Source organism: Vibrio sp. 10N.247.311.49, from assembly GCF_041467655.1.
Classification (GTDB): Bacteria; Pseudomonadota; Gammaproteobacteria; order Enterobacterales; family Vibrionaceae; genus Vibrio; species Vibrio crassostreae_C.
Genome location: NZ_JBFSVA010000004.1, coordinates 256,470 through 281,979, shown reverse-complemented (window position 1 = coordinate 281,979; position 25,510 = coordinate 256,470). Strand labels below are relative to the sequence as shown.

The window sequence follows — 25,510 nt, the reverse complement described above, 5'->3', positions numbered from 1 at the left end:
TGTTAGGCCTGCCGCCAGCGTTCAATCTGAGCCATGATCAAACTCTTCAATTTAAGATTTTGTGACTCAACGAATACTGACTTCAAAACTAATATTTACCGCTCTTTCGAAAAAGAACAGAAACATGTAATTCTAAAGCTATTACCCCTCTCTTCTTAAATAAATAGGAACAGAATGGTAATGAATTGACTGTGCCGAATAACTACAAGTAGTTAAACGTATTGGTCACTCAGTTCATTGAAATCAATTTTGATTCCGAAGAATCTGTTTTATCTAACGATAAAACGTTTTGATATTCATCAACGAGTGCCCACACAGATTGATAGGTTTAAATTGTTAAAGAGCTTTACTTGTTGAGCCTTCCTTTTAGTAAGGAGCCTCTCGAAGTGGACGGCCATTCTAGCGGATTAGATTCCAGTGTCAAACACTTTTTCCAGCTAATTTTTCAAAGCATCTTAAATGCTTATCACCGTCTTGTTACTCAGTTCAAACCGCTTGGTTATCCTTGGCAACGGAGGCGCATTATAGAGAGAATAATCCTTTGTACAAGGCTAAAAACGAAAAAAAGCCGCCACCGGCGACCGTTCGAACACTATTCACACAAAGCGTTTAAAATAGGTACGATTAAGCCTTAATTTCGGCCAATCGTACCTACCGTTCTTACTTCAACTATTGGTGAGCAATAATGCGGTCGTTGTTTACTAATAGCTGCACTTTCTTATCTGGATTAATTTTTCCTGCCAGTATCGCTTTCGCTAACGGGTTCTCGACACTTTGTTGAATCGCTCTTTTCAAAGGTCGTGCACCATATACTGGATCAAAACCAACTTGAGAAATTAACTTGAGTGCTTTATCCGAAACTTCAAGCTCATAACCATTGTCTTCCATTCTCTTCTTAAGGTGCTTAAGCTGAATAGCGGCTATCGACTGAATGTGCTCTTGACCCAATGGATGGAACACCACGCTTTCATCAACTCGGTTCAAAAACTCAGGACGGAAATGTTTACCTACCACTTCCATCACTTCATTCTTTATTCCTTGGTAGTCGAGCGTATTGAAGTTCTCTTGAATTCTCGAAGAGCCAAGGTTGGATGTCATGATCACTACCGTGTTTCTAAAATCGACTGTACGACCTTGTCCATCAGTTAAGCGTCCATCATCAAGCACCTGCAATAAGATATTGAAAACATCAGGATGCGCTTTCTCTACTTCATCTAGCAAAATCACTGAATAAGGCTTGCGACGCACTGCTTCTGTTAAGTAACCACCTTCTTCATATCCAACGTAACCCGGAGGAGCACCAACCAAACGAGCAACAGAGTGTTTCTCCATAAACTCAGACATGTCGATACGCACCATTGCATCGTCACTATCAAACATGAAGTTCGCGAGTGTTTTACACAACTCCGTTTTACCAACGCCAGTTGGACCAAGGAATAAGAAAGATCCAATCGGCTTGTTTGGATCAGATAAACCTGCACGGCTACGACGAATCGCATTCGATACCACTTCGACTGCTTCCGCTTGGCCAATAACTCGCTTATGTAGAACACCTTCCATTTTAAGAAGCTTCTCTTTCTCGGCTTCTAGCATTTTAGAAACAGGTATGCCTGTTTGCTTCGATAGCACGTCTGCAATTTCTGCATCAGTGACCTTATTACGCAGCAGCGTCATTTCTTGCATTTCAGCTTGAGTCGCAAGATCTAACTGCTTCTCTAATTCTGGGATTCGACCGTATTGCAATTCAGACATTCGGTTAAGATCACCAGCACGTCTCGCAAAATCCATATCCATACGAGCTTGTTCTAGCTCTGACTTGATGTGTTGCGTGCCAGAAAGCGCGGCTTTCTCTGCATTCCACACTTCTTCAAGCTCTGCGAAATCTCGTTCTTTGTCAGAAAGCTCTTCTTGTAATGTTCGAAGGCGTTTTTCACTGGCTTCATCATTTTCATTGGTAAGAGCTTGCTGCTCGATCTTCAATTGAATGATTTTACGCTCGAGCTTATCTAGCGACTCAGGTTTTGAGTCGATCTGCATACGGATACTCGAAGCCGCTTCATCAATCAGATCAATCGCTTTATCCGGCAGTTGACGATCAGAAACGTATCGATGAGATAGTGTTGCTGCAGCCACGATTGCTGGGTCGGTAATTTCTACATGATGATGAAGTTCATAGCGCTCTTTCAAACCACGAAGAATCGCCACCGTGTCTTCAACCGTTGGTTCATCGACAAGCACTTTTTGGAAGCGGCGCTCTAACGCTGGATCTTTCTCTATGTATTGACGGTATTCATCAAGAGTCGTTGCGCCAACACAGTGGAGTTCACCACGAGCCAACGCTGGTTTTAGCATGTTACCGGCATCCATAGAGCCTTCACCTTTACCAGCGCCGACCATAGTATGAATTTCATCGATGAAGAGAATGATATTGCCCTCTTCTTTAGACAATTCATTGAGGACTGACTTCAAACGCTCTTCAAACTCACCACGATATTTAGCGCCAGCTACCAAAGCACCCATGTCTAATGAAAGTACGCGTCGGCCTCTTAAACCTTCTGGCACTTCATTGTTAATAATGCGCTGAGCCAAACCTTCAACGATAGCTGTCTTACCAACACCAGGTTCACCGATAATGACTGGGTTGTTCTTAGTACGACGCTGAAGTACTTGGATAGTACGGCGGATTTCGTCATCTCGGCCAATTACCGGATCCAGCTTGCCTTGCTCCGCTCTTTCAGTCAGATCGATGGTGAACTTCTCTAACGCTTGGCGTCGGTCTTCGGCATTTGGGTCATCAACTTTTTGACCGCCACGAACCTGCTCGATAGCTTGAGATAATTTTTGCTCAGTAAGACCTAGCTCTTTAAGCAGGTTACCTAAAGGGCCTTTATCTTCAATTGCGGCAAGTAGGAAGACTTCCGAAGAAATGTATGTGTCTTGACGCTTTTGTGCGACCTTGTCACATAGGTTGAACAAAGTACCCATTGCATTCGACAGTTGAACATCACCACCGATACCACTTACTTTCGGTACACGGTCTAATATTTCGCTTAGCTTTGAACGCAATTGAACCACATCAATATTCAGCATGGTGAGCAATGGACGAATTGCACTACCATCTTGATTAAGCAAAGACACCATTAGGTGCACAGGCTCTATATATTGGTGATCACGACCTAATGCGAGCGACTGAGCATCAGATATCGCAATTTGGAATTTACTAGTGAATCGATCGAGACGCATGCCAACCTTCCTACTCTTAGATATGTTTATCTTATGGTTAGAAGATGGATACGGTAACGCGGATTTTCAAGGGATAAGAATGAAGAATAGAGCTGTTATAAAAATATAAATGAGCTGGATGACTGGTTGCACTAGTTAAAGGTTACTCTAACCAAATAAAAGTAGCTTGGCGTCCAGTAATACCATCACGACGATAAGAATAGAACGCATCGGCATCAGCGAAGGTACATAGATTAGAGTCTGTCACAGAAGTTACACCAACTTTGTTCAGTCGTTGCGTTGCAAGCTGAGACATATTCGCTAGCCATTTGCCTGGTTCAGCTTTGGCTTCAAATGCGAGCTTAGCTTGAGAGTCAAAACTAACGAAAGCTTCCAACACATCATCGCCTACTTCAAAAGCTTGTTTGCCTATTGCAGGACCAAGCCAAGCAATGATCTTATTCTCTGAACCTAAGTTTGAAAACTTTGCGACGGCATTTTCAAGAATGCCACCAGCAAGACCACGCCAACCAGCATGAACTGCAGCAACTTGAGTGCCTTTGGTATCAGTAAGGATTACAGGTAAGCAATCGGCTGTCATCGCAGAACAAACAACATCTTTAGCTGTGGTAAATGCACCGTCAGCATCAAGAATATCTGCCGTAGGGTGTAAAACCGTAACGACATCTGTTGAGTGAGTTTGATGTAGCCATACCGGAGCGGCAGGCATATTAGCGTGTTGCTTGAGCCAGGCTCTGTTGTTTTCAACAAGCGAAGCATCATCCCCAACATGCGTACCTAGGTTTAATCCTTGATACGCACCAGTAGAAAAACCATCAAAACGTGTCGAAGCAAATGCTTTCACGTTTTTTGGTGCATTCCAGTTAGGGATGATCATCGACATGATTAAATGTCGTCTTCCAAGTTTTCGCGCGCATCAACACGTAACGCTTCAGCCATCACGACCATGTCATTTGGCACAGGAGCGTGGAACTCAACTTCTTCACCTGTAATTGGGTGAACAAATTTAAGCATAACGGCGTGCAGTGCTTGGCGATCAAAAGAACGAATCATTGTTGTTAGTTCTTCAGATGCACCTTTTGGAATACGAGCACGACCACCGTATGCAACGTCACCTAGCAGCGGATGCTGAAGGTATGACATGTGAACACGAATTTGGTGAGTACGACCCGTTTCTAGGCGTAGACGAATACGAGTATGCTCGCGGAAGTGCTCAGCAACACGGTAGTGAGTTACCGCTGGCTTTCCTAATTCATTTACATCCATCAAGGTACGCTTAGTTGCATGACGGCTAATGCCTTTCTCTACCACACCACCAGCGGTCATTTTGCCAATTGCAATTGCTTCATATTCACGAGTAATACGACGCTTAGCAAGAGCACGCACAAGACGAGTTTGAGCTGGAACCGTTTTAGCCACAACCATAAGACCTGTTGTGTCTTTATCAAGACGGTGCACAATACCTGCACGAGGCACTTCTGCAATCTGTGGGTAATGGAAAAGCAATGCGTTTAGTATGGTTCCATCCGGTGTGCCTGCGCCTGGGTGTACAACCAGATCGCGAGGCTTATTGATAACCAATAAGTCATCATCTTCGTAGACAATGTTTAGAGGAATATCTTGTGCTTCCCAGCGCTCTTCATCTGCAAGTTCAGCTTGCAAGATGATCTCTTCACCGCCCAAAACCTTAACGCGCGGCTTTGTAATAACTTCGCCATCCACTTGGATTTTGCCGTCAAGAAGCCACTCTTTAATGCGAGAGCGAGAAAAATCGGTAAATAGTTCAGCGACAGCTTGGTCTAAACGTTGACCTAACTGGCTGCTTTTTACTGTGTCTGTTAATGTGATCTGCTGAGCCATATCGAACTTTTTTAAAAACCGTGAGACTAATACCCATTAGTATGGATAAAATAGAATAATTGCATCATTGTATCTGTTACTGGTTAGAAAGTAACGGAAGCTTACGAAATATTTAATTCAAGGAATCGACGCCTGACATGAAACACCTTACTTTATCGGGTCTATTAGCCGTATCACTCTTGGTTGGTTGTTCAAGTAGTGAAGAGATAGTGCCAGATGTACCACCATCGGTTCTCTACTCTGACGCTCAAGAATCACTGCAGAGCGGTAGCTGGCTTTCAGCAATAGAAAAGCTAGAAGCCCTAGACTCACGTTACCCATTCGGCGCCTATTCTGAGCAAGTACAGCTCGATCTGATTTACGCTTACTACAAAAATGATGACTTGGCACTTGGCCTCGCTACCATTTCACGTTTCCTACGTTTGAACCCAACGCATGAGAAACAAGACTGGGTTCTTTACATGCGCGGCTTAACGCACATGGCGCAAGACCGAAACTTCATGCACGATATTTTTAATATCGACCGTAGTGACCGAGATCCTGAACCAGTGAAACTTGCGTTTGCTGACTTCAAGCGACTACTCGAACGTTTCCCTAGTAGCCCTTATGCTGAAGATGCACAAAAACGCATGTTCGCACTTAAGAACCGCCTAGCAGAGTATGACTTAGCAACCGCTGATTTCTACCTACGCCGCGAAGCTTGGATTGCTGCGATCAACAGAACGCAAGAGCTGCAAAAAACTTACCCAGACACCATTGCTGCGCGTAAGTCTTTAGATATCCAGCTAAAAGCTTATCAACAACTCGGCCTAGATGACGCTGTGTTAAGAACAGAAAAGTTGATTGAGTTAAACCCACTACCTTAATCAAACCTCTTACATCTCAATCCTAAAAGCGCGCTAATTTACTAGCGCGCTTTTTTTTCATCTACATATCGCAAACTTGATGGATCGCATAATACACGGTATCTTCAAAAGATAACTTTTAACAAAACATCAACATGGAGTGTGGATGTGAGTAGGTTGTTATTATTTATCTGGATATCGCTATTTAGCCACTTATCCTACGCATTAGAACTGTCTCCATTAAGCAATAAGCCTTACATGGGTGACTTGGATGTGCTCAAAACCAAAGGAACGGTTAGAGTGCTAGTGTCTGCCGATCTTGGTTTCTATTACATCGAGGATGGCAAGCCAAAAGGCATCGTGGCAGAAATGCTCTACCACTTTGAGAAAAGCCTTCGTAAGAAAAATCCCTATCTCAATGTTCAAATCATCCCCGTGCAACGAGATGATCTACTTCCCTCTTTAGAGTCTGGCTATGGTGATGTCGCTGTCGCTAACCTAACGATCACCGATAAACGATTACGAACCATCGATTTTTCGGATCCGATGATTAAAGATGGTAAAGAACTCATTATCACAGGGAAAAAGGCCGAACCTATCACCGAAATCAAGCAATTGAGTGGCAAAGAGGTGTGGATACGAGCAAGCTCGAGTTACTTCGAGAGTGTACAAAGAGTTAATAAGGAGCTTAACGAGCTAGGTTTACCACCACTGCATGTCCACTTTATCGAGGAGTCATTACAAGACTACGAGCTGATAGAACTGGTTAACCAAGGTTATATACAAGGCACAATTCTGGATAACCATAAAGCCAAGCTCTGGATCGATGTAATGGAAAACATTCAAGTCCATAACGACTTACCTTTACGAGAAAATGGTCGTATTGCTTGGGCTTTAAGAAAAGACAGCCCTCAACTGAAGAAAGAGATAAACAAATACGTCAAGACCGCACGAACAGGCACCCTGCTTGGGAATGTCATCTACCAGAAATACATCGACAATACTCGCTGGTTAGGCCGAGCACTCAACCCCAATAAAGTAGACCGAGTAGCTAAACTCTCAGATGTCTTTGAAAAGTATTCGAGCAAGTATGAATTTGATCCTTTGATGATGTCAGCTCAAGGTTTCCAAGAATCAGGACTGGATCAGAGCCGGATTTCTCATCGCGGGGCTATTGGTGTGATGCAGGTATTACCGAGTACCGCCAAAGATAAAAACGTCAACATCAAGAACATCCATAAGGTGGATAACAACATCCATGCGGGTGTGAAGTATATGCGCTTTATCAAAGACCGATATTTTGACGACCCGGCAATATCACCCGACAATCAAATCTACTTTACCTTGGCTTCTTACAACGCTGGTCCTGCTAAGATCAGAAAGATGAGGAGCATTGCCAAGCAGAAAGGTTACAACCCAAACATCTGGTTTAAAAACGTAGAAATCATCACTCGCAAATACGTGAGTAAAGAACCCGTAACCTATGTTGCCAACATCAATCGTTACTTCGTAATCTATAAACAATTACAAGCTATCAATGCTATCCGAGAGGACGGCACAGCGAGATTACTGAACACTAACGACTAGGATCGCCTCCATCCCAGAGCTGGGGAGCCAAAGGTATTAGGTAAAGCTAAAAAACACAAAAGCCGCATAAGAATACTTATGCGGCTTTTGTTTATCTAATTCTGAAGAAGCTTATGTAGCGACCTATATTACAAGACCTATATCACAAAACACTATTGAGTAAATTTCAATCAAGCACTTTCCATAGGCTGTAGGACGCCCCTAAAAACTGATTTAATTTTTAGCGAAGCCTTGCCTCCAAGTTATCGTTTTTCATAAGGATAACAAGCATTTTTCGCCAAAAAGATACTAAGACTTGCGTAAGATCACATTTGATTTTAATGCTTATCCCACCCAACCAAAACAAGATCTAGATCACATTCTTTATTCCTAAAAGTCGTAATCTGAAGTTAACCCATGAGGGATACAACAGAGGAAAACTTCTATGAAAATGAACATCACTGGTAAAAACATCGACATTACCTCTGCAATCCGTGATCACATAGAAAGCAAATTTAAAAAGCTAGATAAATGGCAAGTAGACATCATTGGCTGCCAAGCGAGCTTTAGCGAAGAACCAAACAAGAAGAAGAAATTTGAAGCGGTACTAACCGTACCAAAAGGCCAACTTGTTGCTTCATCAATCCATGACGACCTCTACGTAGCGATCAACGAAGTAGAACAAAAACTAGAGCGTCAACTCAACAAGCTACGCCATAAACCAGAAGCGCGCCGCGCTGAAAAGCCTGAAATCGAAGAGCTAGAAGCTGAAGTAGAATAAGGAAAGAGAACAGATTAAAAAATAGCGCCTCAGGGCGCTATTTTTTTGCTTGACGCTCGTAGCTCGCTTGCTTATTGTGTTTAAACATTCATAAAACAATCACTTTTTATGCACACTCAATCTTTGTTTATTTTTGACTTCTTTTTTCTTCCGTAAATCGGAGGCTAAGTCGTTTTAGAAAAACAAGTCAAAAACGAACAAGAAGCCTCCCACACTAGGGAGGCTTTTTTATAAGGACACATTTATGACTGACCGCTCAATTTCACTGGATGATATCCGCCTTCGTCTTAATGATTTAGACGACGAACTCCTGAAGTTACTTTCAGAGCGTCGCAAGCTAAGTATCGAAGTCGCTAAAAGCAAAGTAGAGACATCAAAACCAGTTCGTGATGCAGTACGAGAACAACAACTATTAGTTAAGCTGATCAACAACGGCAAAGATAAATACGAACTTGATGCGCAGTACATTACCAAGCTGTTTCACACCATCATCGAAGATTCCGTTTTACTACAACAGTCATACTTACAAAACCTAGCGAACCCGCAAAGCCGTAAACCATTGGCTCGCGTTGCATTCTTAGGTTCTAAGGGATCGTATTCTCACCTTGCGAGCCGCGAATACTTCAGCCGCAAGAATATGGAATTGATTGAGCTGAACTGTAATCACTTCAAAGAAGTCGCATCAACAGTAGAGTCTGGCCATGCCGACTACGGTGTCCTGCCGATTGAGAACACCAGTTCAGGGTCAATTAACGAGGTCTACGACCTGTTACAGCATACGACTCTATACATTGTTGGCGAACTTTCTCAACCGATTGAGCACTGCCTTGTTGCTAAAAGTGATATCCGTTTAGAAGACATCAAAACACTCTACTCGCACCCACAACCTCATCAACAATGCAGTGAGTTCTTGAGCCGCCTTAAGGGTGTCAACCTTGAGTCTTGCGCAAGCACCGCTGATGCAATGAAAAAAGTTAAAGAATTGGGTGGTAATGACGTAGCTGCTATTGGTAATGCATCGAGCGGTAAGCTTTATGGACTACAGCCAATCCAGAGCAATATTGCAAACCAAACAGAGAACCACACTCGTTTCATCGTTGTGGCGCGTAAGCCTGTTGAAGTATCGACTCAAATACCAGCGAAAACAACGCTCATCATGTCGACATCTCAAGAGGCGGGTTCTTTGGTAGAAACACTACTGATCCTGCAACGCTTAGGCATCAACATGACTAAGCTAGAATCTCGTCCTATCATGGGTAACCCTTGGGAAGAGATGTTCTATGTCGATTTAGAGGCGCATCTGGATTCAGATAATATGCAACAAGCGATAACGGAACTAACAGCCATTACTCGCCACCTTAAGGTGTTGGGTTGCTACCCAAGTGAGAACATCAAAGCGACTCAAGTTAAGTTGTCATAGCTGAAAGTGAGTATCAGCTTTTAGCTAACATAAGTATTTGGCCTACAGCAGGCCAAATACTTAAATCACCCTCTAGTCGAGTACTATTCTCGCTAAGAAAACTCACCCTAGCATGCCTGAAACACAATTCACTTGTTTCGCACATTCGGCACGCTTACTCTCTCCACTACTTGAGCCTTTCTAACAAAAACTCATTAGTGGCTTTTTTTATCAATAAAGACAAAACCTTACCCCCTTCACAGGAAATCATCGAACTACGTATAATTAATAGCGAGTAAGCATTAAGTAACATAAACTTATGCGCTTAATTTATAAATAGTGTTGTCATTAACTATGAAGCTAAGTACTAAAATCTTACTACTAATAGCCCCTGTGATACTGATCAGTACCGCGGCTTCTAGCTATATTATTTATTCGACGCAAAAAAGCAGTTTCATCAAACGCGAAGACAACGCACTTCAACTGAACATGGAAAAACTAGCCGGATACTTTCGCCAATCTCGTTCGTTCCTCAATAGCTACTCTTACACCTTGACCCAGAGTGATATGGTGAAGCGTTATTTTCTCACTGATCAAAATCTATCTCGCGATCTTGAACTGGTCAGTAATCTTCGAGAAGCCATTCATTTCCTGCAAGATGACGATGAAAGCTATACAGGTTTAGCGCTTCTTAATGGTGATCGAAAACTGCGTTATTACGCGGATAATAGCAATGACTCACGCACTCAGATTGACAGTAAGATATTGGAGTATGTTGACCTGCACTATCAAGACACCTTAGCAACATCGAGTACCAACTATATTCAAAACTCCCAAGGCGAAGGGATGTTGGTTCACTATGACAAGGTAGATAGAAAAGCGATTTTCCCAACCGTTAACAATCAACCCGACGATGTGTTCTTTGTTGTTGTCTCTGTCTCTCTCGACAAATTTAATGCGCTGAGAAAACAGATAGAGTTCGACTACCAAACCAGTTTATTCTTCACATCCATAGCGGTTTCTTTGGAAAATGATGTCACCCACTCAGTCAAGCTTGCTCCAGAACTGTACGCCACGGTCGATCCGGCGCAATTCCTATTAGAAAACAAGCTCGATTCAATTTGGAACAAGCTGAGTTTGTCGTTTGCCCTGTCTGCGTTTGTGACTGTCGCTCTGCTACTCATGCTTCTGTCTCGCACTGTGATTACTCCAATAACACGGCTCGATCGACAGCTACAGCAAGTCGAAAAAAAACAACGTAAGAACATTGAACGCTTAGGCACTCGTGATGAACTTGGCCGCTTATCACAGCGTTTTTATGACATGTACCAAGAGCTAGACAACACCTACCAGCAAACCAAGCTCTTGGCCGAAAATGATCAGTTAACCCAAATAGCCAATAGGCATCAGTTTCAAACCTTCGTTCAGCAATCGTTGCCAAAACCGAGTTCGAATACCGAAACCTGGGTTCTCTATTTTGACTTGGACAACTTCAAGTTTGTGAACGACAAATACGGGCATCAAATCGGCGACTCGATTCTGGTTTCTTTTGCTCAGCGTATTTCAGATATTTGTCGTCATTATAAAGAGGAATTCGACGCTCATTGTATGCCAGCCCGACTTTCTGGAGACGAGTTCGTTGTCTACATTAACGCTCCTAGTCACCGAGGAAATGTCGCGCATCGATTCTCGAACGATTTGCTCACTCCACTGCAAAAAGGCTTTGTCACCGAATCAGGCAGCTTTCCGATCACGGTCAGTATTGGTATTGCGACCTACCCTAATGATGGCAACTCAATCGAGAAGCTTCTGTCCAACGCGGATACCGCGATGTACCAAGCCAAGCGTGCCGGTAAAAACCAATTTGCTGACTATTCAAGAGATTTAGACAAAGTAATTCAACGCCAAGCAAACATCGAGCGAGCACTCAGAGACAAGAACTTTGATGACGAATTTAGACTCGTCTATATGCCCTATATGGATTCAACCGGAGCCCATATTATTGGTGTTGAGGTTTTATTGCGCTGGGATTCGAAACAACTTGGTTTAGTTCCACCTGATGAGTTCATTCCAATAGCCGAACAAACCGGGCTGTTTGAACATGTTGACCGCTGGGTAATACAGAATGCGTTTGCTTCATTCCATCGACTTCAGGCTCAATTTGATCACTCAATTCAATTGTCGATCAACCTATCTTCTGCTGGCATTGAAACCACTCATCTTGCGGGTTTCATTAAAGAACACGCGGAGTTAAATCGAATTCCACCAAGCCTAATCGATTTTGAAATCACTGAAACCTTTTACTCAAATTCAGAAGGTTTTCCATTGCTGAACGAACTGGCATGCATGGGCTATCGACTTGCGATTGATGATTTTGGTTCCGGTTACACCTCTATCACTCAACTGGTGCAGTATCCAACTCAGAAAATTAAATTGGATAAAGCGTTTTTGGATACCTTGATTGAGACCAATAACCAGAACATCGTAAAACCGGTTATCGGGTTGTGTCATGCTCAAGGGAAAAAGGTCACCGCCGAAGGGATTGAAACTCAGGGCATGCACCAGTGGTTACAGGATGCACAGTGCGATATGCTGCAAGGCTATTACTTTGGTAAACCCATGCCACTAGAAGAATTGAGTGACTGGTACCGACAACATCAACTCAATCTAATCGACAACAAAAAGAATCCGACACATGAAATCTGTAATCATCGCATCGCTGAACCCAGCTAAAATCAACGCCGTTAAAAGTGCGTTCTTATCTGCTTTTCCTGATACTGAATTTGATTTCCAAGGCATCAGCGTTCCTAGTGGTGTCGCCGATCAACCGATGAGCAATGATGAAACCTATCAAGGTGCCGTGAATCGAGTTCACAACGCAACTCAAGCTCAGCCTGATGCAGACTTCTATGTTGGTCTAGAAGCGGGAATAGAAACAAACGTCACCTTTGCCTGGATGGTGATCGAAACGAATGGCCAACGTGGCGAGTCTCGTTCAGCAAGTCTGATGCTGCCACCAGCCGTGCTTGAGAAACTAGAGCATGCAAACGAGTTAGGGGATGTGATGGATGAAGTGTTTGGTACCGACAATATCAAACAGAAAGGTGGTGCCATTGGCCTACTGACACATAACCAATTGTCACGCAGTTCGGTCTATCATCAAGCTTTAATTTTGGCTCTGATCCCATTTGTGAATCCTGAACACTTTCCTATTTAGTATTTGAGGCTTCCTTAAACTTCAAAAGATTCCAAGAACAATCTTCAGAAACAAAAAACGCTAACATCCAGTTAGCGTTTTTTATCGAATTCGTATTCATACTATCGCGTGATAGCTTAATTCCATTATTACTTTAGCAATAGGTCGGCGATCACGACTTTCTCTTGCTCAGATTTGGCCTTTAGCTCATTTGAGCCTCTGGTTATCGTCGCTACGCCTACGCCCAGCATTTGACTCACCTGTCGTTGAGACATATCGCCTTTCATCAGCTCACAGAAGATATTAATTCGAGCAACCAGAGCATCTCGCTCGTCTGGTGTCATCATCATAGTCAACAACAGCTCGTGCTGATCTTTTTCGACAGCCGTCTTTACCAAGTCCATCAGTTGTTGCCAATTATCATATTCAGGTTGTGATGCCATATCTCTACACTTACTTTTAAATTCTGACTTTAAAGAGTCGCTTAACGATTGAAAGCGTTTAACACTTTATACCGAAACACTTGATGCGATCCAATGTAAAAAGGCAGTAAGTGGAAATGGTTAGCACTCACTGCCTTTATTCTTACTCAGTTTCGGGCCAAATGCCGAAGGCTTAGTATTTCGTTTTTGCCTCATGGGGCGCTAAAAACGTCCCTTTCTCACCCAAGATATCTCGATAGTAGGTCTCAAACATCAAGATATTCTGAACGTAGCCACGTGTCTCTTTGAATGGGATCATTTCGATAAATGCAAAGGCATCGAGCTTTTCATCGCTGCGTGAACGCCACTGTTTCACACGGCTAGGTCCAGCATTATAAGCCGCAAACGCAAAGATACGGTTGTCATCATATTGAGCGAGTAAACCATCTAAGTAGTGACTGCCAATCTCAATGTTTTTGCCGACATCATAAAGATCATCGCTGCCCTGATACTTAATCTTATGTTTGTTCGCTGTGTATTGCGCCGTCTTGGGCATAATTTGCATAATGCCACGCGCGCCAACTGGAGAGCGAGCTTCTGAATCCATCGCACTCTCTTGTCTTGCTAAAGACATCAAAGTGATTGGATCGAGATCGTGCTTTTCAGCGTAGAAGTTAAACCACCACTTATGAGCTACAGGGAAGCGCAGCGCAATGTTATCCCACATCTTCGCAGAGATACTCGCTGTTACGGTAAAGTGATTCCAACGCTGTGTCGCAGCGTAAGCGGCAAGCATCTCTTTTTGCTCTTTATCTGCATTGGTCAGTAACCAGCGCCATTCACTTTTCGCTGCCGCAATTTTGTCTCGGTCAATCAGTTCACCAATACGCACCAAAGAGGTGTCGAATGGCTTCACTGTTTCAGCATTGTATTTAAGTGTCGATGTTGGATATTGAACTGGCTTACCTAACTGCTTAGCCGCAGCCACACTGTAGAAATTACGCTGACCCAAGATATCTGACAGTCGCTTATTGCCTTTGTCAGTATCGCCCGTCGCGATTTCAGCTCTGCCCTGCCAATATTGCCAACGAAGCGAAGCCTGATGTTTATCATCCAAGCGCGCTATCCACTCTTTCAAACCCGTCCAATCGGCATGTTGAATTGCTAAGCGAGCACGTCGTTCCAGCAGAACTTGCTTTGATGAACTCGCGAGCATTTTGTCGCGCCACACCATTAACTCTTCAGAGTCAGTGTGGATCAGACGAAACGTTAGGTAATCAGCGAGCTCTTGAGATTTCTCTTTCGAAAACTTCTGAGCCTTGATGACATCATCAAACACCTTTTGAGCACTGCTTGATGATTTCCTTGCTAGCTTCTCGAAAGCAAACTCGGTTTGAGCTTGGTAGAGTTCATTCGCTGGATGTTTTTTAGCAAACGCGAGTACATTTTCAGGCTTGTTGTACAACGCCTTCATCTGCTTCGCTTGAGCAATTGACTCATCATGATCCAATTGCTTAATCAGATAGCTCATTAACTTACCGTTACGGCCCTCGAACGCTAGCAGCATTCTATCCAGAATCAGCTCATCAGTTCTTAGCCCAGCTTGATCCCAGCTTTTAAATAAAGGGTCACAAGCGTCATCAACACCACTACCACTCAACCAAAGTTGTTTAGCTCCTTTAAAGGCAAGCTCTTGGTTACCTTGCTCGTAATGCGCTCGATAATAAATACATTGGTATTTTTCACTGACAGGCTCTTTGGTTTGAAACTCAAGGATCGTCTTCCACTGTTTTTGAGAAGCCAATGAGTCCAAATAAGGTGCGCGCATTCGATTGGATAAAGGCAATGCCTTGTTCTCTTCAATGAAAGCATCGACCTCAGCAGGTGTGCGATCACCTAAGCCAATCAGAAAGGCCCGATAATCGGTGTAAGGTGTTAAAGGGTATGTTTGAATTTTGTTACGCAGCGCGGAGTAAGCTTTTAGATCACGGCTGTCTAAAACCTCTTGCGCTTTGTCATAAACGTCACGCTGCATTTCAAGCTCGGATGCATTGCTAGCCATAGCGACCGGAGCCAGTGAAACCGAAGACAAAATTGCCGATGCAGCCACAGCAATTTTCGTATTACCAATGCGGAAAAACATTCGCTCTTTCCTTAGTGCGTGTATGAATACGTGAAGTCTATTTACGCCCGACATCACATCAAATGTAAAGGATTTGAGTGTAAATATTATTAATATTTAACACTTCGCCTCAGAAGCCCATTAAATATAGTTTTAATGACCAATGTGACAATAATAGGTAAGGATTTGTTCAAGAGTGGCTTTTCTGCCCTAGGAGTAACATCTTTGAGGATATTGGTATAAAATAGCAGACAATTTTGAACAATAATTAGGATCGATCGGCAATGGCTGAATACGTATATACCATGTCTCGGGTGAGCAAAACTGTTCCACCTAAGCGTCAAATTCTTAAAGACATTTCTCTTAGCTTTTTTCCTGGCGCTAAAATCGGTGTTTTGGGTCTAAATGGTTCAGGTAAATCTACCCTACTACGTATCATGGCTGGTATTGATACTGATATTGATGGTGAAGCACGTGCACAACAAGGCCTTAAAGTAGGTTATCTACCACAAGAGCCTGTGCTAGACGAATCAAAAACTGTTCGTGAAATCGTAGAAGAAGCGGTTTCTGACGTTGCTGACGCACTTAAGCGTATTGATGCGGTTTACGCAGCTTACGCAGAACCAGATGCAGACTTCGATGCACTGGCAAAAGAGCAAGGCGAACTAGAAGCTCTGATTCAAGCAAAAGACGGTCACAACTTAGAGACTGCTCTAGAGCGTGCTGCTGATGCACTTCGTCTTCCTGAGTGGGATGCGAAAATTGAATTCCTATCAGGTGGTGAGCGTCGTCGTGTTGCTATCTGTCGTCTACTTCTTGAAAAGCCAGACATGCTGCTTCTTGATGAACCAACCAACCACTTGGATGCAGAATCAGTAGCATGGCTTGAGCACTTCCTTGTTGATTACAGTGGTACTGTTGTGGCGATTACCCACGACCGTTACTTCCTAGACAACGCAGCTGGCTGGATTCTAGAACTTGACCGTGGTGAAGGTATCCCATGGGAAGGTAACTACACGTCTTGGCTAGAGCAAAAAGACGAGCGTCTTAAGCAAGAAAAAGCGGGCGAAAGCGCACGTCAAAAGACAATCGAGAAAGAACTTGAATGGGTTCGTCAAAACCCTAAAGGCCGTCAAGCTAAGTCTAAAGCTCGTATGGCTCGTTTTGAAGAATTGACAACTGGCCAATACCAGAAGCGTAACGAAACCAACGAACTGTTCATCCCGCCAGGTGAGCGTCTAGGTGATAAAGTTCTTGAAGTGAACAACCTGACTAAATCGTTTGGTGATCGCGTTCTTATCGACGACCTATCGTTCAGCATGCCTAAGGGCGCAATCGTCGGTATCGTTGGTGCCAACGGTGCAGGTAAATCAACACTATTCAAGATGCTAAGCGGTGCAGAACAGCCAGATTCAGGTACAGTTGAACTAGGCGAAACCGTTAAGCTTGCTTCTGTTGATCAGTTCCGTGACAGCATGGACGACACTAAGACAGTATTCCAAGAGATCTCTGAAGGCGCTGATATCATTAAGATCAACAACTTCGAAATCCCTGCGCGTGCTTACTGTTCTCGTTTCAACTTTAAAGGCAACGACCAACAGAAGATCATCGGTGAGCTTTCTGGTGGTGAACGTAACCGTGTTCACTTAGCGAAACTGCTAAAAGCGGGCGGTAACGTACTGCTACTCGATGAGCCTACCAACGACCTTGACGTTGAAACGCTACGTGCTCTTGAAGAAGCACTGCTTGAATTCCCGGGCTGTGCAATGGTTATCTCGCATGACCGTTGGTTCCTTGACCGTATTGCGACCCATATCTTAGACTACCGTGATGAAGGTCAAGTTAACTTCTACGAAGGTAACTATACTGAGTACACTGAGTGGCTTAAGCAGACTCTAGGCGCACAAGCGGCAGAGCCGCACCGTATCAAGTACAAGCGTATAGCTAAGTAAATAAGCTTGTATTTTGAACAAAGGCCGCGATAATAGCGGCCTTTGATATATCTGGCTTACGTGTAATGCATCGATATAGAGAGATTACTTATGGTTGAAAGACGTCAATTTTCACGAGTTATTTATCAAGTCCCTACTGAGGTCTCACAAGGACAAGTAAATATATCAGGCTCAGTGCAAGACTTATCACTCCATGGTTTACTCATTCAATGCAATGAATCAAAACAACTTAGCCATGATGTCCCTGTTCAAGTGAGCTTTAAGCTCGAAAACAGTGATATCAATATTCAGTTAGAAGCAACGATAGTCTCTACCATCAATACCTCAATGCGTTTACGCATAGAGCATTTAGATATTGATAGTATCAGCCACCTTAAGCGACTTGTGGAGCTTAATGTTGGCGACGATGAACTGCTTTATAGAGAGATTGAACACCTTACCGACTTAGGTAGTAAGTGACATCTCCATTACCCTTTTTCTATTAGAAGCATTTAGTTAATACAGAACCATGTCTAAAAAACTATCCATTACTATTCCCTCCAGTCAGGGGGAACAGACGTTTTACTTCGGCCGTAAAGCCGTGCTCATTTGCACTACTGCCATTTTTTCAGTACCGCTATTGATTGGCGGAGCGGCGTACATGCACTTCGAGAGTAAACAAGAACTCGCACTGCAAGCGGGTGATGCCCAACAGTTGATTGAAACACTGATTGTTGAAAAAGAACAAACAGAATTTCTTTATGCTGAGCAAGTAGAAACCAACCATTCGCTATCGCAAACACTGACCGAGAAAGAAGGCACGATTCAGCTACTTGGTAAGCGTGTATTCGATGTGGAATCAGTACTGGGTCTTGCTGATGAAGATCTGCTTACCGATGATATTTCTTTAGAAGATCGCATTGATGCGGCTGCAGTCGATTCAGCAGTAAGAGCCACAATGTTCCGCTTGATTCCAAACGACAGTCCGATGGCTTATCAACGTATATCTTCTTCTTATGGTAGCCGCACTAACCCTATTTCAGGGAAACGCCATGTACATACTGGTATCGATCTAACGTGTAAGCGTGGTGAAGATATTGTCGCGCCCGCAGATGGAGTCATTGAAACGGTACGCCCAAGTAAAAAAGGCTTCGGCAACTTTATTACTATGCGTCACTCGTTTGGTTTCATGAGTTCTTATGCGCACCTACAGAAGTTCAAGGTACGTAGCGGTCAGTTTGTGAGTAAAGGCGATGTGATTGCGAGCTGTGGTAACTCAGGTAACTCAACCGGCCCACACTTGCATTATGAAGTACGCTTCCTTGGTCGTTCATTGAACCCTCAATACTTGATGGATTGGACACCGGAAAACTTCAACTACGTGTTCGAGAAAGAGAAAAAGGTTAAGTGGGGCCCACTAGTTCAGCTGATTGATAATGTGGTTCGCTTGCAGATCAACCTGACTAACGTGCCTTACATTAGCTCGACCATCGACACCGTATCGAGTGAAGATAGCAAAAAACCTATCACGACTAACTAGTTGTTAATAGCTAAGACCTGTTGATTTGGCCTATGATGGTCTAATTGCTTTTAGTCTACTGTAGGCAAAATGCTTTCATAGCGTTCAGCACAAACAAAAAGAGCGACCAGATGGTCGCTCTTTTTTATGATTTCAAATCAGTATTAACCACGATGAATCGAGTCATGTGCTTGTTTTAGAAGACTTTGGCTCTCTTGCAAGAATTGTTGTGAGTAGTCACCAAACCAATCACTCACTTGGTTGAAGCTCTCAACAAACTTAGCCTTATCTTTGCCATCTAGGATTTCTAACGCTTCTCCGAAACAGCTATGGAAGCGTCGAATCATCTCTATATTCTCATCCGAAGACAGAATGATATCACCGTACAAGTTCGGGTCTTGAGCAAATAGACGACCAACCATCGCAATCTCAAGTCGGTAGATTGGTGAGCTTAGCTTCAGAAGCTGATCAATATTCGGGTTCTCTTTACTCAGGTGTAAGCCGTAAGCAAAAGAGGTGAAGTGACGAAGTGCTTGAATCAAGGTCATGCCGTGATCGTGTTCAGCTGCATCCATCTGGCAAAGGCTCGCGCCCCAAATACCAAATTGATTCAGTAGCCATTGGTAACTTTCAGAACCACGACCATCACTGTAAACAATCACCTGCTTAGCAAGGCTAGGAACATCAGGGCCAAACATTGGGTGCAATCCAACTACTGGGCCTTGATGCATGTTCATCATTGCTTGTAGAGGTTTAGATTTAATTGACGTCAAATCACATAGAATACAATCGCTTGGTAGATTACCTAGCTTCGCAATCACACCTTCCGTTAGGTGAATTGGAACCGTAACAACCACAAGCCCAGCATTATCTAAGATTTCGTCGGCCTTATCCCAATCTTGGCTGCCAAGGATTTTTACTTCGTAGCCAGACAGTTTGAACATACGACCAAACAAGCCACCAAGTTGACCATTACCACCAACGATAACCACTGAACGTAACTCTGGGTTAAGACACTTAAAGCCAGAATCTTTCTCGCTGGCATAAGACTCACGCATAGTACGACGCAAAATATCTTCGATTAACTGTGGTGGAACCCCTATTTTCTCAGCTTCTTGACGACGAGATGCCAGCATCGCAGCTTCACGCTCTGGTACATAAATAGGTAAACCATGTTCACTTTTTACTTCGCCTACTTTCTCTACTAGAGCAAGGCGTTGAGCCAGTAAATCCAACATTTGTTTATCGACAGCATCGATTTGGTCGCGTAATTCGTTCAGTTCAACGGCCATTTTATTCCTTACTAATCTATAAGCCCGTGCCAATCTATAAGCCCACAATCACGTAGGTTCGCTAGCAACAGATCTTAAAATGCCTCATTAGATGAGGCACTTAAATTTAAACTCTGACTAACCTTTCAAGCGGTTCTCTAAGAACGGGACTAATTCCGTATGTGCATGTTTTAATAGTGCCTCAGTTGAATCCCAATTGATACACGCGTCGGTAATAGAAACGCCGTATTTCATCTCATTGAGAGGTATATCCGAAGATTGGTTTCCTTCGTTAATATGGCTTTCAATCATAAGGCCGATAATCGATTTGTTGCCTTCACGAATTTGGTGAATCACATCTTCTGCAACTAAAGGTTGGCGACGGAAATCTTTACGAGAGTTCGCGTGGCTACAGTCGACCATTAGCGCTGCCTCTAAGCCAGATTTACCCAGCTCTTGCTCACATTCGTGTACCGATACTGAATCGTAGTTCGTCTGCTTACCGCCACGTAAAATCACGTGACCATTTGGGTTACCTTGCGTTGTTAGTAGTGCAACTTGACCTTCGCGGCTGATACCCATGAAACGGTGGCTAGAAGAAGCCGCCTGCATTGCATTGATTGCAGTGCCTAGGTTGCCATCGGTACCGTTTTTAAAACCGATTGGCATTGAAAGACCACTTGCCATCTCACGGTGAGTTTGAGATTCAGTCGTACGTGCGCCAATTGCCGCCCAGCTGAAGGTATCTGCTAGGTATTGCGGGCTGATTGGATCTAATGCTTCAGTCGCCAATGGAATTTCCATCTCAGCGAGTTCAACAAGTAGCTCACGACCCACATGCAGACCATGCTCAATATCGAAAGTGCCGTCTAGATGCGGGTCATTGATCAAACCTTTCCAACCTACAGTGGTACGAGGTTTCTCAAAGTAAACACGCATAACAATATACAGTTGATCGCTAAGTTGCTCAGATAAGGCTTTAAGGCGTTTCGCGTACTCTTTCGCAGCTTCAATGTCATGGATAGAACATGGGCCACATACAACAAGCATGCGATGATCTTTCTTATGAATGATGTTTGCGATAGTTTGACGAGACTCTTGAATGAAACGACGAGCATTATCACTCAAAGGCAGTTTTGCTTTTAACTCCTCAGGAGTAATCAGTACCTGTTCGTCGATGATATTGACATTGCTTAATTCACTTTTCTGCATAACTCAACCTGTATATTTATTTTTACACCCAACATTTCCGTTTGGGTTAACAATCTTTAAAAACACAATAACAGCTAAAAAATCGATTGCAAGTGTAAACAATAAAAAACATTGGGTGTAAATTTTATTTTACATATTAAATTTAACTCACTCTAAGAGATAAATAGGTTTAAACCACGGATCACACATACAAAAAAGGCGATATTTATCATATCGCCTTATCTAAAATTATAATGTGTTTATTTATCACTCACTGCCTAGCATTCGCTTAATCGTCTCTGAGGTCTTTTTCCACCTAGCATCCGAGTGAAGTGTCGACAAATCAAAGCTGTGTTTTTTAAGCAATGAGTTGGCTAAAGGCACCTCTTGAATCGCTAAGTGATCCAGAGCTTCAATTTGTGCATCTCGTTTATTACACATCAACACCATGTCACAACCTGCATTCAAGGCCGCTTTCGCTCTGTCGGCTGGTCCGCCCATAATGGCAGCGCCTTCCATCGTTAAATCGTCAGAGAATACCAAGCCTTTAAACCCAAGCTGCTGCTTCAATACTTTCTGTAGCCAATACTGTGAACCACTCGCAGGTTGATCATCATAGTGAGAGAAAACCACGTGAGCTGGCATCATGGCATCCAATATTCCAGCTTCAATTTGCGCCTTGAAGATTGCCATGTCTGTTTCAAAGATGTCGTCTCTAGGGTCATATGGCGTCTCTAAGTGTGAGTCAGCAATCACGCCACCGTGTCCAGGGAAGTGCTTGCCTGTCGTCGCCATGCCAACCGACTTCATGCCTTTGATGAAAGCGCTGCTATGACGAACAATAGTATCAATATCTTCGCCAAACGCTCGGCTACCAATCGCTTTACAGTCATGGCCTTTGTCTAATACTGGCGCAAAGCTCAGATCGATATCGTGGGCAATCAATTCTGCCGCCATCAGCCAGCCAGCCTGTTCTGCTAAATGTTCACCGTTATTCTTAGTCGCGAATTCTTGAGCAGCTGGGATAATTGAAAAGCCATCGCGGAAGCGCTGAACTCGACCACCTTCTTGGTCAACACCAATCAAAATAGGACGTTTCGCTACCTTACGAATTTCTTTGTTTAACGCCGATAACTGTTTGCTATCGTGGTAGTTTCGAGCAAATAAGATGAGACCACCAACAGTTGGGTGCTCTAAAATTTCTCTGTCTTCAGCTGTCAGCTCGTAGCCTGCAACATCAACCCACAACGGTCCCATATTTATCCCTTATTAAACCTAATTTCATAAACTTCCCGAGATTATTCTCTTTAAATTTGCTTTACAATGTTTTTAAACCAATCTGTGGAAGACTTTAAGAATGCAGTGCAAGAGCTTAGAAATAGATCATAAAGAACTGTATATCGGTGTGATGTCAGGGACGAGTATGGACGGTGTTGATACTGCCTTAGTGTCGATTGAAGATACGCGCATCACATTGCTTGCTCATGATGAGTTCCCAATGCCTGACGACCTCAAAGCGCGTCTACTTGAAGTCTGTATTGGTCAGAAAACCGATTTGATTGCCATTGGCGAACTCGACCACCAGCTTGGCCATCTGTTTGCTGATGCGGTTCTGCAACTTCTCGAAAAGTCAGGCACACCAGCACCTTCTGTAACTGCGATAGGTAATCATGGTCAAACAGTGTTCCACCAGCCAACAGGCGATTCGCCATTTACCATGCAGTTGGGTGATGCCAACATCATTGCCGCTAAAACACAGATTCAAACGGTTGCCGATTTTCGACGTAAAGACATGGCATTAGGCGGACAAGGTGCGCCATTAGTCCCCGCCTTCCACCATACGATTTTCCACCCGCAAGACAGCTCGGTTGTGGTGTTGAATATTGGTGGTATCTCGAATATTTCAGTGCTGCGCCCTAATCAGCCAACGCTTGGTTATGATACAGGTCCGGGCAATATGTTGATGGACGCTTGGGTTGATAAACACACGGGTGAGAAGTTTGACCGTGATGCGCAATTTGCGCTTAAAGGTCAACTCAATCAAGCTTTACTCGAACAGTTGTTAAATGAGTCTTATCTATCTCAAATGCCACCGAAAAGTACTGGTAGAGAACTATTCAACCTACCTTGGCTAGAGCAACAATTAACAGAATTTAAAGATCTTGCAGTAGAAGATGTTCAGCGCACGCTTTGTGAATACACCGCATTGACGATAGCCAATGAAGTGGAGACTTATCGCTTGGGTAACCAGCCTGCACTGTATGTGTGTGGCGGTGGTACAAGAAACCCATTGTTGATGAAGAGGCTGTCTGAACTGCTTCCAAGTTGGGAGGTTGACTCAACCACCAGTAAAGGCGTGGATGCCGATTACATGGAAGCAATGGCCTTTGCGTGGCTTGCTCAGCGTCATGTTCATAAACTGCCAAGCAATTTACCAGAAGTGACTGGCGCAAGCAGAGCGGCCTCTCTAGGCGTTCTCTATCGAGCTGACTAAACAACTTTAGAACCATCATTTTAGAATCACCATTTAAGGATCATTATGAGTAACGACGCTCTCATATCAGCGCTCTCGCACCTCGTTTCGGAGGGGAGAAACCCTGACACTATGGATATTGATCTGCTCACCTCTCTCGAAGTGGTTGAAAAGATTAACCAACAAGACAAACAAGTCCCACTGACGATTGAAGCGGAACTGCCACAGATCGCGAAAGCGGTCGATAAAATTGCTCATGCCTTTCAAAACGGTGGTCGACTGATTTATATAGGCGCAGGCACCAGTGGTCGATTGGGTGTTTTAGATGCATCAGAATGCCCTCCGACTTTCGGTGTTTCAGACAAAATGGTTATCGGCTTAATCGCTGGCGGACCAGAAGCGATTTTAAAAGCCAAAGAGGGAGCGGAAGATTCGCTGACTCTCGGTATTGAAGACCTGAAAGCCATTCAATTTACAGAAAATGATGTCGTGGTAGGTATTGCTGCGAGCGGTCGCACACCTTACGTGATTGGTGCACTCAACTATGCCAATCAGCTTGGCGCAGTAACGGTTGCATTATCTTGTAACCCTGACTCTCCAATTGCTGAAATCGCTCAAATCGCAATTAGCCCGGTGGTTGGCCCAGAAGCATTGACTGGTTCAACACGACTCAAATCAGGTACAGCACAAAAGCTGGTGCTTAATATGCTGACCACTGCCAGCATGATTCGCATTGGTAAGAGCTACCAAAACCTTATGGTCGACGTAAAAGCGACCAATGAAAAGTTGGTTGCCCGCGCCGCTCGTATCGTTATCCAAGCAACGGAGTGCGATAAAGCACTGGCGGTGTCGACACTTAAAGCGACTGATTACGATGTGAAGTTATCTATTTTGATGATTCTAACAGGGCTAGATTTAGAGTTAGCCAAGGCTCAGCTTGATAAGCAAAACGGCTTTTTAAGAAAAGCTGTAGAGAATAACCAGTAACCTAGACTCTGCTGTTGAGTGTTACTCCGGCTACCGACAAAAAGACCAGTACACACGCGGTACTGGTCTTTTTTAGTTTTAATTTATCATCGCTAGCTTGGGCTTAGTAGTCGTTTGAGAACTCGTCCCAGCCGCGTTGCCATTCCATACGGAAACGTTGAGCGTCTTCCGTACCAGAACACACGCCTTCATACACCTGACCAGATAAACCAATCTGATAAGCATGGTTCGGATTACAATATTCAGTCACACCTAGGTGATAACCTTCTGTGTAACTCGCTTGATCGACTGCGCCAAGCTCAGTCATCTCTGAATACGAACGCTGAGTGTGGCCTTTGATACCATCACGATAGCCAATCTCTTGCCAATTGCCTTCAGCTGCTAAATCTTGAACATTGGCGCTGCATCCTGCAAGGCTAAATGCCACGGCGAATAGTACGATTATTTTTTTCATTTCAATCCTTTATATTGTTACTTCACCACTTTCTGACGAAGCGCTGCCTTTGTGGTGATTCTCCGCTGAACGCCTATAGATGTCCACTTATTGTCTAATGTTCGCCACTTTAGGTTCATTCCGACCACTCAGAATCAATAGTCGCCGTTAAGCCAACTCAAACAACCTCTCTATAGAGCTAATAGGCCTCTCGATAGAAATATCGGCCACTCAGCACAGTGAACAAACCACTAAATCAGTTATAACACCG

The 25,510-nt window shown here is 43.7% G+C and carries 20 protein-coding genes and 1 other annotated feature; of the genes, 11 read left to right on the top strand and 9 right to left on the bottom strand.

The features are described from left to right. Window positions 1–669: 669 nt before the first annotated feature. The 3 genes from clpB to rluD all read right to left on the bottom strand — a co-directional run bounded on the left by clpB (window position 670) and on the right by rluD (window position 5,103). The gene (gene clpB, locus AB6E54_RS07035) at window positions 670–3,243 is read right to left on the bottom strand and encodes an ATP-dependent chaperone ClpB (protein WP_372106065.1); all 2,574 of its coding nucleotides are present in this window, start codon (window positions 3,241–3,243) and stop codon (window positions 670–672) included. A 142-nt stretch (window positions 3,244–3,385) separates the two neighbouring features. Next, window positions 3,386–4,126: a peptidoglycan editing factor PgeF gene (gene pgeF, locus AB6E54_RS07030; protein ID WP_065584732.1), complete on the bottom strand. Its 741-nt coding sequence runs from the start codon at window positions 4,124–4,126 to the stop codon at window positions 3,386–3,388. 2 nt (window positions 4,127–4,128) lie between these two features. Beyond that, window positions 4,129–5,103 (bottom strand): 23S rRNA pseudouridine(1911/1915/1917) synthase RluD, encoded by a 975-nt coding sequence (gene rluD / locus AB6E54_RS07025; protein ID WP_017059364.1) that lies wholly within the window; start codon window positions 5,101–5,103, stop codon window positions 4,129–4,131. Between the two features lie 137 nt (window positions 5,104–5,240). Between rluD and AB6E54_RS07020 the strand changes: the two genes are divergently transcribed. The 6 genes from AB6E54_RS07020 to yjjX all read left to right on the top strand — a co-directional run bounded on the left by AB6E54_RS07020 (window position 5,241) and on the right by yjjX (window position 12,911). After that, window positions 5,241–5,969 (top strand): outer membrane protein assembly factor BamD, encoded by a 729-nt coding sequence (locus tag AB6E54_RS07020; RefSeq protein WP_017059363.1) that lies wholly within the window; start codon window positions 5,241–5,243, stop codon window positions 5,967–5,969. A gap of 141 nt (window positions 5,970–6,110) precedes the next feature. Next, on the top strand, window positions 6,111–7,535 hold the full coding sequence (locus AB6E54_RS07015; RefSeq protein WP_372106063.1) for a transporter substrate-binding domain-containing protein: 1,425 nt from the start codon (window positions 6,111–6,113) through the stop codon (window positions 7,533–7,535). Window positions 7,536–7,959: 424 nt separating this feature from the next. Then, window positions 7,960–8,295 carry a ribosome hibernation-promoting factor, HPF/YfiA family gene (hpf, locus tag AB6E54_RS07010; RefSeq protein ID WP_004735034.1) on the top strand — a complete coding sequence of 112 codons (336 nt, stop codon included), beginning with the start codon at window positions 7,960–7,962 and terminating at the stop codon, window positions 8,293–8,295. Window positions 8,296–8,405: 110 nt separating this feature from the next. Then, window positions 8,406–8,527 (top strand) — a sequence feature (Phe leader region). Window positions 8,528–8,539: 12 nt separating this feature from the next. Then, window positions 8,540–9,715: a prephenate dehydratase gene (pheA, locus tag AB6E54_RS07005; RefSeq protein WP_017059361.1), complete on the top strand. Its 1,176-nt coding sequence runs from the start codon at window positions 8,540–8,542 to the stop codon at window positions 9,713–9,715. Between the two features lie 333 nt (window positions 9,716–10,048). After that, entirely contained in the window at window positions 10,049–12,427 is a 2,379-nt protein-coding gene (locus tag AB6E54_RS07000) for a bifunctional diguanylate cyclase/phosphodiesterase (RefSeq protein WP_102428688.1), read from the top strand. Then, the gene (yjjX, locus tag AB6E54_RS06995; protein ID WP_017062855.1) at window positions 12,390–12,911 is read left to right on the top strand and encodes an inosine/xanthosine triphosphatase; all 522 of its coding nucleotides are present in this window, start codon (window positions 12,390–12,392) and stop codon (window positions 12,909–12,911) included. The genes AB6E54_RS07000 and yjjX overlap by 38 nt, the downstream gene beginning before the upstream one ends. A gap of 128 nt (window positions 12,912–13,039) precedes the next feature. Here the strand turns inward: yjjX and trpR are convergent, their stop codons facing one another. Next, window positions 13,040–13,333, bottom strand: a complete 294-nt coding sequence (gene trpR, locus AB6E54_RS06990) for a trp operon repressor (RefSeq protein WP_017059358.1) — start codon at window positions 13,331–13,333, stop codon at window positions 13,040–13,042. A 172-nt stretch (window positions 13,334–13,505) separates the two neighbouring features. Continuing rightward, a complete protein-coding gene (sltY, locus tag AB6E54_RS06985; protein ID WP_372106060.1) occupies window positions 13,506–15,455 on the bottom strand; it encodes a murein transglycosylase in 1,950 nt (649 codons plus the stop codon). 263 nt (window positions 15,456–15,718) lie between these two features. Between sltY and ettA the strand changes: the two genes are divergently transcribed. The 3 genes from ettA to AB6E54_RS06970 all read left to right on the top strand — a co-directional run bounded on the left by ettA (window position 15,719) and on the right by AB6E54_RS06970 (window position 18,905). After that, window positions 15,719–17,386: an energy-dependent translational throttle protein EttA gene (ettA, locus tag AB6E54_RS06980; RefSeq protein WP_017056147.1), complete on the top strand. Its 1,668-nt coding sequence runs from the start codon at window positions 15,719–15,721 to the stop codon at window positions 17,384–17,386. 90 nt (window positions 17,387–17,476) lie between these two features. Continuing rightward, window positions 17,477–17,845, top strand: a complete 369-nt coding sequence (locus AB6E54_RS06975) for a PilZ domain-containing protein (RefSeq protein ID WP_102332786.1) — start codon at window positions 17,477–17,479, stop codon at window positions 17,843–17,845. 49 nt (window positions 17,846–17,894) lie between these two features. After that, complete coding sequence (locus AB6E54_RS06970; protein WP_029235086.1) at window positions 17,895–18,905, top strand: M23 family metallopeptidase; 1,011 nt, start codon at window positions 17,895–17,897, stop codon at window positions 18,903–18,905. Window positions 18,906–19,048: 143 nt separating this feature from the next. Here the strand turns inward: AB6E54_RS06970 and tyrA are convergent, their stop codons facing one another. The 3 genes from tyrA to nagZ form a co-directional block, all read right to left on the bottom strand. Beyond that, window positions 19,049–20,176 carry a bifunctional chorismate mutase/prephenate dehydrogenase gene (gene tyrA / locus AB6E54_RS06965; protein ID WP_017056144.1) on the bottom strand — a complete coding sequence of 376 codons (1,128 nt, stop codon included), beginning with the start codon at window positions 20,174–20,176 and terminating at the stop codon, window positions 19,049–19,051. Between the two features lie 117 nt (window positions 20,177–20,293). After that, window positions 20,294–21,367 (bottom strand): 3-deoxy-7-phosphoheptulonate synthase, encoded by a 1,074-nt coding sequence (locus AB6E54_RS06960; protein WP_017059354.1) that lies wholly within the window; start codon window positions 21,365–21,367, stop codon window positions 20,294–20,296. A 246-nt stretch (window positions 21,368–21,613) separates the two neighbouring features. Continuing rightward, window positions 21,614–22,603: a beta-N-acetylhexosaminidase gene (gene nagZ / locus AB6E54_RS06955; protein ID WP_102332785.1), complete on the bottom strand. Its 990-nt coding sequence runs from the start codon at window positions 22,601–22,603 to the stop codon at window positions 21,614–21,616. Between the two features lie 121 nt (window positions 22,604–22,724). Here nagZ and AB6E54_RS06950 point away from each other — a divergent pair, with 121 nt between their 5' ends. Together AB6E54_RS06950 and murQ are read left to right on the top strand one after the other, a co-directional pair. Continuing rightward, window positions 22,725–23,840 carry an anhydro-N-acetylmuramic acid kinase gene (locus AB6E54_RS06950; protein WP_102332793.1) on the top strand — a complete coding sequence of 372 codons (1,116 nt, stop codon included), beginning with the start codon at window positions 22,725–22,727 and terminating at the stop codon, window positions 23,838–23,840. Window positions 23,841–23,885: 45 nt separating this feature from the next. Then, window positions 23,886–24,806 carry an N-acetylmuramic acid 6-phosphate etherase gene (gene murQ / locus AB6E54_RS06945; RefSeq protein WP_372106058.1) on the top strand — a complete coding sequence of 307 codons (921 nt, stop codon included), beginning with the start codon at window positions 23,886–23,888 and terminating at the stop codon, window positions 24,804–24,806. A gap of 103 nt (window positions 24,807–24,909) precedes the next feature. Here murQ and AB6E54_RS06940 read toward each other — a convergent pair whose 3' ends face one another. Continuing rightward, a complete protein-coding gene (locus AB6E54_RS06940; RefSeq protein WP_017059350.1) occupies window positions 24,910–25,260 on the bottom strand; it encodes a DUF2799 domain-containing protein in 351 nt (116 codons plus the stop codon). Between the last annotated feature and the right edge of the window lie 250 nt (window positions 25,261–25,510).

What these genes read in the sequence shown, in the direction of transcription:
- clpB (WP_372106065.1), bottom strand. Translation starts at nt 3,243, where the DNA reads ATGCGTCTCGATCGATTCACTAGTAAATTCCAAATTGCGATATCTGAT.
- pgeF (WP_065584732.1), bottom strand. Translation starts at nt 4,126, where the DNA reads ATGTCGATGATCATCCCTAACTGGAATGCACCAAAAAACGTGAAAGCA.
- rluD (WP_017059364.1), bottom strand. Translation starts at nt 5,103, where the DNA reads ATGGCTCAGCAGATCACATTAACAGACACAGTAAAAAGCAGCCAGTTA.
- AB6E54_RS07020 (WP_017059363.1), top strand. Translation starts at nt 5,241, where the DNA reads ATGAAACACCTTACTTTATCGGGTCTATTAGCCGTATCACTCTTGGTT.
- hpf (WP_004735034.1), top strand. Translation starts at nt 7,960, where the DNA reads ATGAAAATGAACATCACTGGTAAAAACATCGACATTACCTCTGCAATC.
- pheA (WP_017059361.1), top strand. Translation starts at nt 8,540, where the DNA reads ATGACTGACCGCTCAATTTCACTGGATGATATCCGCCTTCGTCTTAAT.
- AB6E54_RS07000 (WP_102428688.1), top strand. Translation starts at nt 10,049, where the DNA reads ATGAAGCTAAGTACTAAAATCTTACTACTAATAGCCCCTGTGATACTG.
- yjjX (WP_017062855.1), top strand. Translation starts at nt 12,390, where the DNA reads ATGAAATCTGTAATCATCGCATCGCTGAACCCAGCTAAAATCAACGCC.
- trpR (WP_017059358.1), bottom strand. Translation starts at nt 13,333, where the DNA reads ATGGCATCACAACCTGAATATGATAATTGGCAACAACTGATGGACTTG.
- sltY (WP_372106060.1), bottom strand. Translation starts at nt 15,455, where the DNA reads ATGTTTTTCCGCATTGGTAATACGAAAATTGCTGTGGCTGCATCGGCA.
- ettA (WP_017056147.1), top strand. Translation starts at nt 15,719, where the DNA reads ATGGCTGAATACGTATATACCATGTCTCGGGTGAGCAAAACTGTTCCA.
- AB6E54_RS06975 (WP_102332786.1), top strand. Translation starts at nt 17,477, where the DNA reads ATGGTTGAAAGACGTCAATTTTCACGAGTTATTTATCAAGTCCCTACT.
- AB6E54_RS06970 (WP_029235086.1), top strand. Translation starts at nt 17,895, where the DNA reads ATGTCTAAAAAACTATCCATTACTATTCCCTCCAGTCAGGGGGAACAG.
- tyrA (WP_017056144.1), bottom strand. Translation starts at nt 20,176, where the DNA reads ATGGCCGTTGAACTGAACGAATTACGCGACCAAATCGATGCTGTCGAT.
- AB6E54_RS06960 (WP_017059354.1), bottom strand. Translation starts at nt 21,367, where the DNA reads ATGCAGAAAAGTGAATTAAGCAATGTCAATATCATCGACGAACAGGTA.
- nagZ (WP_102332785.1), bottom strand. Translation starts at nt 22,603, where the DNA reads ATGGGACCGTTGTGGGTTGATGTTGCAGGCTACGAGCTGACAGCTGAA.
- murQ (WP_372106058.1), top strand. Translation starts at nt 23,886, where the DNA reads ATGAGTAACGACGCTCTCATATCAGCGCTCTCGCACCTCGTTTCGGAG.
- AB6E54_RS06940 (WP_017059350.1), bottom strand. Translation starts at nt 25,260, where the DNA reads ATGAAAAAAATAATCGTACTATTCGCCGTGGCATTTAGCCTTGCAGGA.